General features: G+C 35.2%; 14 protein-coding genes. 7 read left to right on the top strand and 7 right to left on the bottom strand.

Annotation, left to right across the window (positions count from 1 at the left end; genetic code table 11):
* Positions 1 to 58: 58 nt before the first annotated feature.
* The 4 genes from ACTJIP_RS11080 to gndA all read right to left on the bottom strand — a co-directional run bounded on the left by ACTJIP_RS11080 (position 59) and on the right by gndA (position 5013).
* Positions 59 to 697 carry a TetR/AcrR family transcriptional regulator gene (locus ACTJIP_RS11080; RefSeq protein WP_077418037.1) on the bottom strand — a complete coding sequence of 213 codons (639 nt, stop codon included), beginning with the start codon at positions 695 to 697 and terminating at the stop codon, positions 59 to 61.
* Between the two features lie 664 nt (positions 698 to 1361).
* Entirely contained in the window at positions 1362 to 2072 is a 711-nt protein-coding gene (gene pgl, locus ACTJIP_RS11075; protein WP_077416675.1) for a 6-phosphogluconolactonase, read from the bottom strand.
* Positions 2073 to 2099: 27 nt separating this feature from the next.
* Complete coding sequence (gene zwf / locus ACTJIP_RS11070) at positions 2100 to 3581, bottom strand: glucose-6-phosphate dehydrogenase (protein ID WP_077418034.1); 1482 nt, start codon at positions 3579 to 3581, stop codon at positions 2100 to 2102.
* 13 nt (positions 3582 to 3594) lie between these two features.
* A complete protein-coding gene (gene gndA / locus ACTJIP_RS11065; RefSeq protein WP_440704580.1) occupies positions 3595 to 5013 on the bottom strand; it encodes an NADP-dependent phosphogluconate dehydrogenase in 1419 nt (472 codons plus the stop codon).
* 249 nt (positions 5014 to 5262) lie between these two features.
* On the opposite strand from gndA, the gene ACTJIP_RS11060 reads away from it, so the two are divergent.
* A complete protein-coding gene (locus ACTJIP_RS11060) occupies positions 5263 to 5622 on the top strand; it encodes a prevent-host-death protein (protein WP_077416671.1) in 360 nt (119 codons plus the stop codon).
* Between the two features lie 162 nt (positions 5623 to 5784).
* Here the strand turns inward: ACTJIP_RS11060 and ACTJIP_RS11055 are convergent, their stop codons facing one another.
* Complete coding sequence (locus ACTJIP_RS11055; RefSeq protein ID WP_175627244.1) at positions 5785 to 6159, bottom strand: response regulator transcription factor; 375 nt, start codon at positions 6157 to 6159, stop codon at positions 5785 to 5787.
* Between the two features lie 43 nt (positions 6160 to 6202).
* Between ACTJIP_RS11055 and ACTJIP_RS11050 the strand changes: the two genes are divergently transcribed.
* The 6 genes from ACTJIP_RS11050 to ACTJIP_RS11025 are packed head-to-tail and all read left to right on the top strand — an operon-like array spanning position 6203 to position 10818.
* Entirely contained in the window at positions 6203 to 6334 is a 132-nt protein-coding gene (locus ACTJIP_RS11050; RefSeq protein WP_262484616.1) for a hypothetical protein, read from the top strand.
* A gap of 44 nt (positions 6335 to 6378) precedes the next feature.
* Positions 6379 to 6576 (top strand): hypothetical protein, encoded by a 198-nt coding sequence (locus ACTJIP_RS11045; protein WP_077416668.1) that lies wholly within the window; start codon positions 6379 to 6381, stop codon positions 6574 to 6576.
* Positions 6573 to 6830, top strand: a complete 258-nt coding sequence (locus ACTJIP_RS11040) for a fibronectin type III domain-containing protein (RefSeq protein ID WP_077416666.1) — start codon at positions 6573 to 6575, stop codon at positions 6828 to 6830. Before ACTJIP_RS11045 ends, ACTJIP_RS11040 begins: the two co-directional genes overlap by 4 nt.
* Positions 6827 to 7459, top strand: a complete 633-nt coding sequence (locus tag ACTJIP_RS11035) for a GEVED domain-containing protein (RefSeq protein ID WP_077416664.1) — start codon at positions 6827 to 6829, stop codon at positions 7457 to 7459. The genes ACTJIP_RS11040 and ACTJIP_RS11035 overlap by 4 nt, the downstream gene beginning before the upstream one ends.
* A gap of 51 nt (positions 7460 to 7510) precedes the next feature.
* Positions 7511 to 10333 (top strand): T9SS type B sorting domain-containing protein, encoded by a 2823-nt coding sequence (locus ACTJIP_RS11030; RefSeq protein ID WP_077416662.1) that lies wholly within the window; start codon positions 7511 to 7513, stop codon positions 10331 to 10333.
* Positions 10334 to 10380: 47 nt separating this feature from the next.
* Complete coding sequence (locus tag ACTJIP_RS11025) at positions 10381 to 10818, top strand: hypothetical protein (RefSeq protein WP_077416660.1); 438 nt, start codon at positions 10381 to 10383, stop codon at positions 10816 to 10818.
* A gap of 237 nt (positions 10819 to 11055) precedes the next feature.
* Here the strand turns inward: ACTJIP_RS11025 and ACTJIP_RS11020 are convergent, their stop codons facing one another.
* Positions 11056 to 11385, bottom strand: coding sequence for a transposase (locus ACTJIP_RS11020; protein WP_077418031.1), 330 nt, complete (start codon positions 11383 to 11385; stop codon positions 11056 to 11058).
* Positions 11386 to 11647: 262 nt separating this feature from the next.
* Positions 11648 to 13075 carry a helix-turn-helix transcriptional regulator gene (locus ACTJIP_RS11015; protein ID WP_428168898.1) on the bottom strand — a complete coding sequence of 476 codons (1428 nt, stop codon included), beginning with the start codon at positions 13073 to 13075 and terminating at the stop codon, positions 11648 to 11650.
* Positions 13076 to 13147 lie beyond the last annotated feature (72 nt).

The following is a 13147-nucleotide window of genomic DNA, read 5'->3' as shown; positions in this document are numbered from 1 at the left end:
TTCTAATGGTTTTGTTTTTTATCGGAATTTAATTCCTGAGATTATAACACACCGAATATTACAGATTCTCATAAGTCTGATTCAATAAAAAGGAGATTGCTTTTTTGATTTTTTCCCGTCCGCTGGAAGTATCCACGTCTATTCCACAGAAGATACTGCCGTTTATGGCAGAGTACATATTCAGATAATAAAGTCCGGAAACCAGGATAGCCATTATCGAACGTAATTCTTCACTATTTTCTTTAAAATAAGGATCCATCAGCAGTTTAAAAATATATTCACCATTTTCTTCCTGGGTGTCGGTCAGTTTTCTTAGTGATTTTCTGGATTCCGAGATGCGCCATAGAAGTAATTTCTGCGCTTCTTTGCTTTTGTAAACATAATCAAATTGTGACAGAAGCATTTCTTCCATGAAAGATTTTCCCCCGTCATCCAATTTTGGTTTTATCTTTTCTATTTCATCAATGGTTACTTTACTCCAGTAGTCCTGAGACCGGATATATTCATCTATAAGCCCATCTACTCCGCCAAAATAAGTATAGATCATCTTTTTGTCTACCCCGGCGGTAGCAGCAATATCAGTCACTTTCAAAGCAGTATGTCCTTTTGTTCTCAGTATCTTTCCTACTGCGTCCAAAAACTTTTTTTTACTGCGTTCCTTGTTCCGGATACTACCTGCTGCTGACTTTCTTTCCATGGTAAACTTTTCAATCATACAAGTTTATGAATTTTTTTTTACTTTAGACACTTTTTAGTGTCTAAATGTGTATATTTGCATAAACTAATAACCATTTTATATAAACGAACGATCAAAGTTGTGAGGTTGAGTGAGATCAGATTGTACCGTTAGTTCTCTCAGTTTAAATGTTTTTAACATTTCATGGCTGAGGTAAAACATTACTCGCAGCACCATTTTTATGGTGCTGTTTTTATTTAACAGACGTATTTTCTTTCATTTAAAAGTTATAAATACTCATTCTGTTGATTTTTTTAATTTTATTTTCACCTTAAAACACCCTATATCACAGGATTTTATCAATTTAATTAAAATAATTTTATTTTTTTTAAATTTTAGACACTTAGAAGTGTCTTATTTTGTATATTTGCTTCAAACTAATAACCATTTTACATAGAAGCACTATTGAGTTGAGAAAAATTAAAAAGTTTCGAAAACAAGCAACTAAGGTAAAAACACTAAATGCAACAGTATCATTAGCTCTTTAATGATACTGTTTTTAAAATTTAGATTTTGATTTTGAAATACAGAAAATTGTATATACCGGTTTCGGTATAGAGTAGTTGATATGAAGAGAGACTGTCCCAGGACAGTCTCTTATTTTTAAAGGTCAAAGTTTAGTTTGTTATCCTTTTGCTTTTTCGTCTGTAAAAAAATGATATCCTTCCTTTTTTTCAATAAGCTGTAATGGATATAACGATGGATTATACTCACCGTTCAGCACTTCATTCAATGCATGCTTTTTCGATTCGCCAAATGCGATAACCAGAATATTTTCAGCATTATTGATCACAGGTGCAGTCAAAGTAATTCTGAACATTTCCTGAGGCTTCAGATAATAAGCAGAAGCCCACTTTTCTTTTTCATTTAAAACCTCCTCGCCAGGAAATAAAGAGGCAGTATGACCGTCATCTCCCATTCCTAAAAGGATAAAATCAAAAATACCCTCGTTCCCAAGCACACTTCTAATCTGTTCTTCATAAGTCTTTGCATAGTCTTCAGGAGTTACTCCTTCAGCATACATAGGAAAAATATGGTTTTTATCAACGGGAACCTGGCTGAGAAGAGCCTCATCCGTCATTCTGAAATTGCTTTTATCATCTTGTAAAGGAACCCAACGTTCATCAACCCAGAAAATGTATACCTTATTCCATTCAATCTGTTCTTTATATTCCGGAGTTGCCAATAGTTTGAAAATGGCTTTTGGGGAAGAACCGCCACTGAGTGCCACCACAAAACGCCCACTTTTTTGAATAGATTTTTTTGAAAGGTCAACAAATGCATCTGCTGCCTCTGTGTACAGTTTTTCCAGATCGTCAAATACTGTAATATTCATTTTTTGTCTGTTTAAATTTATATTGTTTTATACCCAGCTATGTCCCTGTCTCTCCACCAAAGCATTGCAATCTTCCGGTCCCCAGCTTCCTGCTTTATAATTCGGGAAGGATAAATCTTTATTATTTTCCCATGCTTCCTGTATTGTTGTCACAACATCCCAAGCCTCTTCTACCTGATCCGAACGCATAAATAAGGTAAGATCTCCTAAAAGAGCGTCCTGCAGCAAAGTTTCATAAGCTTCCGGAGTATCATCCTGACAGGCAAAATTATCAAAAATCATTTCTGCTGGTTTCAAATCCAAAGTCAGTCCCGGTTTTTTCGTCATAAACTGTAATCTGATATCCATCATCGGCTGAATATTAATAATCAATCTGTTAGCTGATAAAAGATGTGGGCTGTCTGAAAATGTGGAATGAGGAAGCGGCTTAAACTGAATGGTAATATAAGAATGCTTTTCTTTCATTTTCTTTCCTGTACGAACATAAAAAGGAACATCCTTCCATCTTTCGTTATCCAGATAAAATTTTATTGCAGCAAAAGTTTCTGTATTGGAGTCTGAAGCAATTCCGTTTTCCTGACGATAACCTTTCACTTCTACCCCGCTTATGGTACCTTTTCCATATTGACCTCGTACAGCATAATGATCTACCTGATCAGGAGAAATTCTGCGGATACATTTTAAAACATCTACTTTACGGTCTCTGATCTCGCCAGACTGCAATGAAGCCGGCGGTTCCATAGCCACCATACACAAGATTTGCAACAGGTGATTCTGAATCATATCCCTTAATGCTCCCGTCTGTTCATAGAAAGCACCTCTTGTCTCCACTCCTACTTCTTCCGCTACGGTAATCTGTACGGATTCTATATATTTATGCTTCCATAAAGGTTCAAAAATAGAATTCCCAAATCTGAATGCCAATATATTCTGTACTGTTTCTTTCCCTAAGTAATGATCAATACGATAAATCTGTTCTTCTTCAAATGTTTTTGCCAGAAGACTGTTCAGCTCAATCGCCGACTGTTTATTATGTCCAAAAGGTTTTTCAATAATAATTCGGTCTTTCTTCGGATCGGAAGCTAATGATGTTGTTTTGATATGATTGGAAATAGTGGTAATGAAATTAGGCCCTATTGACAGGTAAAACAACCTGTTGGCTCTCATCCCGTAAACAGCATCAAAATCCAATAATTTCTGCTGTAGATTCTGGTAAGAAGTTTCCTCATCCAGCTGATGTTGAAAATAAGTAATATGAGCCTGAAAGCCTGCCCAATCTTCAGAAGTTACTTTTTTTCTGGAGAAGCTTTCAAGGTTTTCCTTGATATAATTTCTGAAATTCTCATCAGTATTTTCGGCTCTTCCCAATGCTACAATATTGAAGCCTTTGGGCATTCTGCCGTCGATATATAAGTTATAAAATGCCGGAAAAAGTTTTCTTTTTGCCAGATCTCCCGTTGCACCAAAAATAACGATAGATGTTGGCTGCAAGATTTTATTTTGATTCATTTTTTTTCCGAATTTAATTGTTTGCACTTTGCCAAGAAGTATGGAAAACACCATCTCTGTCAATACGCTGATAAGTATGAGCTCCGAAATAATCACGTTGAGCCTGGATCAGATTTACGGGCAGAGATTCTGTAGTATAGGCATCAAAATATCCCAAAGCTGTCTGAATTCCCAAACTTGAAATACCGTTTGCAGCAGCATATCCGGCAGTTTTTCTTAGAGCTTTGATTTTCAATTTTACCAATTCAGAAATATCATGATCAAGCAGAATATTAGAAAGATCAGGGTTTTGAGTATAGGCAGAATAGAATTTTTCCAGCAATACGGAACGAATGATACATCCTCCTCTCCAGATTTTCACAACATTTTTCAATGGAATTTCAAAACCGTATTCCGCAGATGCTTTTACCAGCAAAGACAAGCCTTGTGCATAACTGATTAATGTTGAAAGAAAAAGAGCATCCCCTACTTCCCTGATAAACAGTTCTGTATTTTCCGGCTTTGTGATTTCTTTTTCAGCATATATTTTGGAAGCCTGAACTCTCTCATCTTTATAGGCAGATAAAATTCTTGAAGTTACCGCAATATCAATGGTAGGAATAGAAACACCAATTTCCATGGCCTGCTCAGAAGTCCATTTTCCGGTTCCTTTTGCTCCTGCTTTATCTAAAATCTGATCAACAAGATAATTTTCTGTGAATGAATCTTTCTGAGTAAAAATATCTCTGGTAATCTCAATAAGGAATGAATTCATTTCTCCGTTATTCCAATCTCTGAAAACCTCGTAAAGCTGTTCGTTATTCAGCCCGGCACCTCTTTTAAGCAGATCATAAGCTTCACTGATAAGCTGCATTATGGCATATTCAATACCGTTGTGCACCATTTTCACGTAGTTCCCGGCAGATCCTTTCCCCATATATGCTGTACATGCTTCGTTGTCTACTTTTGCAGCAATAGCTTCAAGCATTGGTTTAAGAAGTTTGAACGCCTCCAGATCACCTCCAGGCATTATACTAGGACCTCTTCTGGCTCCTTTTTCTCCACCTGACACTCCCATTCCCATAAAATGCAGTTTTTTAGATGCCAGATCAGCAACACGTCTGTTGGTATCTTCAAAATAAGAATTCCCTGCATCAATTACGATATCACCTTCATTCAAAAGCGGGGTAATGTTTTCCAGGACTGCGTCTACAGGTTTTCCTGCAGGAACCATAAGAATAATTTTCCTTGGGACTTCTAATGCAGATACAAAATCTTCTAAAGAGCCTGTACCTTTTACTTTCATTTCTGAAGCAGCACCATTCTCTAATTCTTTTACTTTCTCCTGATCAAGGTCAAATCCTGCGATTGAAAACCCGTTGTCAGCGATATTATAAAGAAGATTCCGCCCCATTACTCCAAGGCCAACTATTCCATAACTATATCTTTCCATTATATTGGTATTAATATGAATTTAATTACAGAGAATAAAATTACGTAAATGCCTATAAGGAAAAAAATAAAGGAAGAAAAAAATTCGCCAGACTTTCGTTTTGCCCTCATTTATAAGCTACTAATATTCACATTTTCACAGGTTTTTCTTTTTATAGAAAAAAATTCAATCATTATTATGGTAATGATCTATTAAAACAGTCTGTTTTTTGGCATAATTAAACTTATATTTGCCAAAATTTATAAAGTAATGAACTATAAACTTGAACTCAACACTCAGGAACCTAATTCTAAAATTGTTTTTAATACCATCAAATTTGATTCGTTCAAGATTAATATAGTTGAAAGATATATCGGGTCAATGAAGGCTCGTCCTGCATTATGTGAAGTTTTATTTAAAGTAAGAACTTTGGATGATGTACTCATCAACAGAAGAGATGGTAATATAAGAGTAAAGATTAAAGGTGATGATTTTGAAACATATCAAAAATTATCCAGAGACCTGAATTCTTATGAGTATAAAAACAAGTTGATCAACAGAAAAGAGGTAGAAGAGAATTATGTTCATTTCATCCTGAGTTTAGTGATCACAAATTATCAGCTTAATTAAGCTGTTCCGGGAATTGTCCCCCTACAAAAATATAGAGGGACAATTCTCAAAACATATGTATAAGAAACAGACAGTTCTTAGTATTTAAAAACTGTAAACTACCCGAAAAGATATTTGTTTTTCAGCATTTTCAATCTGAAAAACATTTAGAAAAAATAAAGTTTAAATCAAATTATTTGTTATTATGTAGGATATTGCTTCGATAATATTTTTTACACCAATTCTTTCAAACAATTTGCTTCTGTGAAACTTTATGGTACTGGGTGACACAAATAATTGCTCTGCAATTTCTTCTATTTTTAATCCCTGAAAATAGAGTCTTATAATTTCAATTTCCCTTATTTTTAGGGTAACTTTACATTCTTCCGTCCATTTTCCCGTAAAGAAATTATATTTCCAATAACTTTCTGAGGTGTTGGATATAATCCGGATATTTCCTGCAGTCCGATTAAGGAAATAGGACACGACACAGACTATTTTAGAGATTTCTCCATCACCATCAAGCTCTACAGGTGTAATCCTGTGATTAACAATCACATCTACGCTATTGGTATATTTAAGATGGAAATCATAGGTAATAGTGTGTACTTTTTTCTCTTCCGGTGAAAGACATTATGTTATCCGATGGAGACAGGGAACTACAGGAACATGGCTTCCCAATGCAGCAGGTCAGACTCTTACGGCAGGACAAAGTTTTTACACGATTACCTGACTTACTGAACAGACTGCATCAGGTACAAATCGCAACAATATGTAATGGAAACCAGGGAGCTTTCTCACCAAAATACAAGTTTTACCACTCCGCCGTTAACTTATTGTAACATGACCGGAACAGGAACAAACGATTATATCTCTAATGTGAAAGTTACTCCTGTCAACTTTCCGGTAGTGGATAATACTTCGGTTCAAACAAACTATATCAGCTACATTACACCGGTGACACTTATCTATTGAAATACAGAAAAGTAGAAATTCCAAGCTGGACTGATGTTACAGTATCCACCAATACTTACACAATCACGGGTTTACTGGAGCTTACAAAATATGAAATGCAGGTTTCCAATATCTGTAACGGAATACCGGGAAATTTCACAAAACTGTATTATTTCACCACACCTACAGTAATCTACTGTCCGATATCAGCAGCTAATTCTACAGCGGAATTCATTTCAAAAGTTACGGTAAAGCCTAATGTAATAAGGAAATGATCAATGAATCTATGGCATCTACCTATTCCGATTTCACAGGAAATCCTTTAAAGTTTATTGACTTGATTCAAGGTTTCACAGGAAACCATATTATACTTGATAAGACTTTAAGTTCTGGTATCAATGCAGGTGTTGCGATCTGGATTGATTTCAACAGGAACGGAGAATTTGATATCAATGAAAGAATTCTCGCAGACGGACCTAATGGAAATCCAACAGCAAGTACTACCTTTTCTGTTCCTCATGATGCTTTCATAAGCCTGACTGATCATAAGTATGTAGTCATGAGAGTCGCATTACAGAAAGACGGAATTCCTGTAAACTGCATGAATTTCAAGGATGGTGAAGTGGAAGACTACACTGTCAGAATCTCAAAACTGGCGGTTTCTAATTCTCTTAACCAGGCAGATATTCACATTTATCCTAATCCGGTAAGTTCGGTATTGTATGTAAAAAACATAAGTACAAAAGCTAAATATAAAATCTACAGTGCTGTTGGAAGACTCATATCTACCGGAATAATTCTGAACAATACTATTGATCTCAGCAATCTTATCAACGGAATATATATGATAGAAATAGAAGATGGAAATACAAACGTTCATAAAAAATTAATAAAAGAATCATAATTGATTTTTAAAAAAGAATTCGTAATTTTTAAGATCAAAATTCAGCAATGCATGAAAAGCTTTATATTTAGTTTACTGTTCCTGATATTAGGCATTCCTATTTGTGCTCAGAGAGATACAGATCACTGGTTTGCACCTTATTACGCCTCTGTAAATTATACGCAGGCATTATATCTTTCTACCGATTCTGCAACTCCTTTTGTTGTTACGATTAACAGCAACAACGTTCCGATTGGTAATGTAACCATTAGTAAAGGTGCTCCTCAGACGTTTGTGGTACCCATTGGTAATATAGCCGCCAATGTTACGACAGATGCTTTCACAACCATCAATAAAGGTTTATATGTGCAAGGGGCCAAGCCATTCTACTGTTCATTAAGGATGGTAAGCAGTACTACACACGCTGAAATCATAACAAGTAAAGGAAAAGCCGGGATTGGCAAAGAATTTTATGTAGCCGGAACTCCTACTACCGCATCACTTACGTTGTATAACTTCACGGCAGGTATATTGGCAACAGAAAATAATACGGTTGTAACCGCTACATGGAATGGAAATGTAACATTTTTTGGAGGAACACCAACAAATCATTCGCAGACAATTACTCTTAATAAAGGACAATCTTTTATTTTTGCCGGAGGTCCGGGAGCAAATGGTCAAAACCTATCTGCTTTTATTGGAGCTAAAATTGTTTCTGATAAACCCATTACCCTTACCAATGGAAATGTAAATGGAAATTTTGGAAGCAACACCAGTACGGGCTCGGATGCAATTCTTGATCAGTCTGTACCTACGGATAGACTTGGAAGTACTTTTGCCATGGTAAGAACCAGATCTACCAATGCTGACCTGGAAGGAGGTATCGTTGTAGGAACAGAAAACAATACCCAAATATTCATCAATGGTTCCAGCACTCCTATTGCAACCATCAACAGTGGGGAATTTTACAGAATTTCAGGAAGCAGCTATGTTCAGCAGGGAAATTCCGGGCATTTTAATATGTTTATTACGACTTCAAAAAATGTCTATTTATATCAGATGGTTTCTGTAAACAACAGCAGTGCAACCTGTGGTTTCAATTACATACCACCATTAAACTGTTTTCTACCCCGAAAAATTGAAGAAATCGGGAAGATCAATGAAATGCCAACAGGACCGGGAGTAACAAGTACTGTCCCAACCGGAGCTATTGTAAAACTGAATATTTTAACAGAAGTTGGAGCCAATGTAATGGTAAATGGAAATACTCCTACAGCTGCAGAAGGACCTTTTGCATTGACGGGGAATAACGGCTGGGTGACCTATGCTATCCCATCTATCACCGGAAATGTAACAGTTGTTTCTGATAAGGCCGTAACCGCAGGTATTAACGGTGGATACAGTACATCCGGATATGGTGGATACTTCGCAGGTTTCTCTTCTATTCCATTGATTTCCAAAAAGACAGGAGAATGTATTCCGGGCATTGTACTGGAAGTAAGTGACAGCTATGACACCTACCAATGGTTCCTGAACGGTAACCCTATTACCGGAGCCAATGCCAATACTTATACTCCACTGATTGCAGGAAATTATACGGTAAAAATTGCAGTAGGCAATTGTAATCCGGCAACTACTCCGGTTTATAAGGTCTATACCTGTCTTGAAGAATCTACCAAAGCGGTAACGGTTTGTGAAGGACATCAGACTATAGTACCGGAGTTTACCAATTCTACCCAAACTTATGTCCCAAGTACAGTAACTATTATTACACCTCCGACAGATGGTACAGTTACTATTGATGCATCAGGAGTACTTAATTATGTTCCCAATTTCGGTTATCTGGGTACGGATACTATTGTTTATAAGTTTTGTGGAAACAATCCGGATTTTACAGATTGTGAGCAGGTAACTTTAACTTTAACGGTTTCTGAAACTCCAATCGTTAAAGATGCTGCCTTACGATCATGCTTTGAGCCTTCCAATCACGCACTTGGGGTATTTGATTTAACTTCAGCAGGGGTTAATATACAACCAGGAACTATTAAACATTATTATCCGTCTCCAACAGATGCACACAATGGGACAAACCAAATTCTGAATCCAGCCAATTACATTGCTCCTACTGGTGTAGTTTATGTTAAAGTAAGTAATGCCAACGGATGTTATAGAATTGCAGAAGTCACTCTTACAGTTATCGCTCCTATGTACTCAGATGTATTAAAGGATAAAATTATCTGTATGGAAAATACAACCACATTAGATGCAGGGCCAGGTTTTACTTCTTATGAATGGAGTACGGGAGCGACAACACCGTCCATCAAAAATGTAGGAGTTGGAACCTATTGGGTAGATCTGAAAAACAGAGAATGTACCACCAGACAAACGGTGAAGGTGTATGCTTCTGAAAACCCTGTCATTTCGGAGATTACGATTAACAATAATTCGGTTACATTAAATGTGATTGCAGGAACAGCGCCTTATCAATATTCCATGGATAATATCAACTGGCAGAATGAAAATATATTTACCAATATACCCCGCGGAAGCAAAACTTTCTACGTAAAGGATTCATACAATTGTATTCCTCTGCAGGTAGAAATCACAGTTCCTAATCTGATCAACATCATCACTCCGAATGGTGACGGAATAAATGATATCCTTGATTATTCTGCTTTAGCAAATAAACCTAATTTTATATTCAGTATCTATGACAGATACGGAAGTAAGATTCATGAAGGAAGTAAACTGAACGGATTCAAATGGGACGGAGCCGTTGACGGCAAAAAAGTATCTACCGGAACCTATTGGTTTGATATGGGCTGGAATGAGACCAACAAAAAACAGACTCCAATAAAATACACCGGATGGATTACAGTAAAAAACAGAAATTAATCCCAACCTTCCACAGTAAATCATTGGCATTTAAACATCTATTTATTATGAAAAAGTTATTATATATATTCCTCATTATTTCTTCAGGTCTACTTTGGGCTCAGAAAAACAGCAACGTACAATTTGCTGTTTACAATGATGCCATTGGAACTGCCAGCATGTTTGATCTTTACAAAAACAGTATTGAGAAAGTAAACGTTTATAAAACCAAGGCCGCTCTGCCTTCTCATTTAAAGAAATTTGATTATCTCGCTGGCAACGGCTTAATAGAGATTAAGTTTAAAAAAAATGAAGGTTATCCTGATAGTTTATCACTGGAAATGCTCAATGAGCAGAGCAATCTTCCAAAGGACAGACCTGTGTTTATTGAAGGATATCAGTTTAATGATACCACTACCCGGGTCTATAATGAAATGATTGGCAACATTGAACTGGCAGATTTTAACGGTCAAAAATGTATCCATATTTCCACCATAAAAAATTAATGACCTGCATTAACAGGATATTGATTAAAAAAACAGAGGCTATTTCATGAATGAGATAGTCTCTGTTTTTTCATTGAAGCTTTTAATTTTATTTTAAAAATCTGGATTTCTTGTGATAGAAAAATTCAGGTATATGTAAGTATAGAATCTTATTTCTGATATTTCTAAAGGATAAACTTTAAGCGATTATGATATCTTTTCAAATAAACTGGTGTATTATTTTTAATACACAACACATTACACCAAAAAATGTTTCTTCCATTTCGCAACAGTATTCCGGCTCAATTTAAAATATCTTGCCAATTCAGAGTTACTCAATTTATTGTTTTTCTGATAATCAAGGATTTCAAGAATCGCCGATTGATCATAAGAACGATGTCTTTGATTATCAAACTGGGTCTTCTTATCAGCTTTAGGAAAAATAATATCATTGATGGTAATAACATCTTTTACCGAAAATCTACTTTTGGATAATATGGATTCACATTGTTCTTTTTTGGTGGGATGCTGCAATCGTAAGATATCTTCGTATATTCTTTTATAATCAGGTGATTCACTTTTTTGCATAAATTCTTTATATGTTTTAATCAAATAATACCCCAAAAGGGGGCCGAAGCGTGGCTGATCTCCGGCCAATAATAACTAAACTCTTAGCCACAAAGAATAATTTATCTTTGAAAAGTTCACTTACAACAATTTATCTTTTCTTGGAATACAAATTTGATTAATCCTCATTGTTTTTCCAAAAAAACACCTATCACATAGGTGTTACAATACATTGAAATACCAAATTATAAATAGTAAAATAGCGATGTGATACAATAAGCTTCTATTTATTTTTTTTCATCCACAGATAAATATCCTCATCCGATGGAATCCCTAATCTTTTACGCAAACGGTTTTTTCTGGTCTGTACAGATTGGGGCTGAACAAAAGTATAGGCAGCGATATCCTTGGTAGAAAAATTAAGAAATAACAGAGCACAAAATTTTAATTCTGTACTTTGCAGTTCTGGTTCTATTTTCAATAACTTTGATATAAACTCAGGATATACTTCCTGAAATCGGGTAAGAAATTCCGGGTCATTATTTTTAGCCAACTGGGAGACTTCCTCAAATGCAAAATTCAATTTTTGATTAAGTTCCTGAGTTTCCTTTTCTTTTATATTTAGCACTCTATTTTTCTTTTTCATCCTGTTATGTACAAAAAAGATGATAATAATTGCACCCACAAATCCTATAAGTATAACGTATAATAAAATGTGGGTTCGGTGCTCCAAAGGCTTCTTTTTTTCTTCTACAAGAAGACCTACTGTATCTTCCAGATTCTCTTCATCTATCCTCTTTAAGCTATCATTAAGACTATTATATTTGAGCTCATATCTCTTTCCATTATCTATCTGACCGGTTTTTTCATATGACTTGGCTATTAAATGATATAACTCTGATAATTTTTTTAAATTCTTTGCTTTTGTGGCAAGCTTTATTGCTTTTTCATAATCTACAATTGCGGAATCATATTGCTTTCTCACGTCATGAATTTGTCCTAAAAGCTTCAATGTTGCAAAATCATTATTCCCCCAATCAACAGGCACAGACCGAGCTAAATTCATATAAAACTCTGCAGAATCAATTTTATTTTCATTCAGCTTTGCTTCAGATAAAAGCAGCAATGCCGCTTTTAAGCTTGTATTCATTCCGACGTCCATTTTTTTTGATTTCTTCAATTCATCAACAATCTTCTTTCCATAGTACGTAACAGAGTCATACTTTTTTTTCTCAAGATAATTTTTCCCAACCTGAACCAGAATCATTCCTTTTATGGCATGTCTGGTAGAATCATTTTTTAAATCATTTGCCATCAACAAATTCTTTCTTAATTTTTTTAGTGCTTCATCATACATTTTAATTCCTCTGTAATTAATACTGTATAATATATTCATGGAAATTTCCTGATCTTCAGCATCCGAATTTTTAAATTCAGGTTCCATCATCTTTAAGAAGTAATTGCTTTTATTATACTTGTGCTGCATAGAAAAAGCAAGCGCTAAATTATAATAGGCAGACAATTTACCTTCTGCATAATTAATATGCTTAGCGTCATCCAGTATCGAAAGATTCAATGTAACCATTTCATCTGTCTGCCCTTCAATAAGAAGTGCATTAGATTTCTCCAGTCTCTTTTCAATAGTTCTTGTGGTAATTTTAGACTGTGCAAAAAGCAAAAATGGAAAAAACAAAAAGATAAATTTCATCATATAGTAAGCATGTGTAACAATTTATATACATAACAAATATAACAGTAAAATCAAATAAAATTAAAACCAAAT

This window comes from Chryseobacterium sp. 22543, assembly GCF_052044565.1.
Classification (GTDB): Bacteria; Bacteroidota; Bacteroidia; order Flavobacteriales; family Weeksellaceae; genus Chryseobacterium.
The sequence above is the reverse complement of the archived record's forward strand: the minus strand, read 5'-3'. Positions and strand labels throughout refer to the sequence as shown.

What these genes read in the sequence shown, in the direction of transcription:
- ACTJIP_RS11080 (WP_077418037.1), bottom strand. Translation starts at nt 697, where the DNA reads ATGGAAAGAAAGTCAGCAGCAGGTAGTATCCGGAACAAGGAACGCAGT.
- pgl (WP_077416675.1), bottom strand. Translation starts at nt 2,072, where the DNA reads ATGAATATTACAGTATTTGACGATCTGGAAAAACTGTACACAGAGGCA.
- zwf (WP_077418034.1), bottom strand. Translation starts at nt 3,581, where the DNA reads ATGAATCAAAATAAAATCTTGCAGCCAACATCTATCGTTATTTTTGGT.
- gndA (WP_440704580.1), bottom strand. Translation starts at nt 5,013, where the DNA reads ATGGAAAGATATAGTTATGGAATAGTTGGCCTTGGAGTAATGGGGCGG.
- ACTJIP_RS11060 (WP_077416671.1), top strand. Translation starts at nt 5,263, where the DNA reads ATGAACTATAAACTTGAACTCAACACTCAGGAACCTAATTCTAAAATT.
- ACTJIP_RS11045 (WP_077416668.1), top strand. Translation starts at nt 6,379, where the DNA reads ATGGAAACCAGGGAGCTTTCTCACCAAAATACAAGTTTTACCACTCCG.
- ACTJIP_RS11035 (WP_077416664.1), top strand. Translation starts at nt 6,827, where the DNA reads ATGATCAATGAATCTATGGCATCTACCTATTCCGATTTCACAGGAAAT.
- ACTJIP_RS11030 (WP_077416662.1), top strand. Translation starts at nt 7,511, where the DNA reads ATGAAAAGCTTTATATTTAGTTTACTGTTCCTGATATTAGGCATTCCT.
- ACTJIP_RS11025 (WP_077416660.1), top strand. Translation starts at nt 10,381, where the DNA reads ATGAAAAAGTTATTATATATATTCCTCATTATTTCTTCAGGTCTACTT.
- ACTJIP_RS11020 (WP_077418031.1), bottom strand. Translation starts at nt 11,385, where the DNA reads ATGCAAAAAAGTGAATCACCTGATTATAAAAGAATATACGAAGATATC.
- ACTJIP_RS11015 (WP_428168898.1), bottom strand. Translation starts at nt 13,075, where the DNA reads ATGATGAAATTTATCTTTTTGTTTTTTCCATTTTTGCTTTTTGCACAG.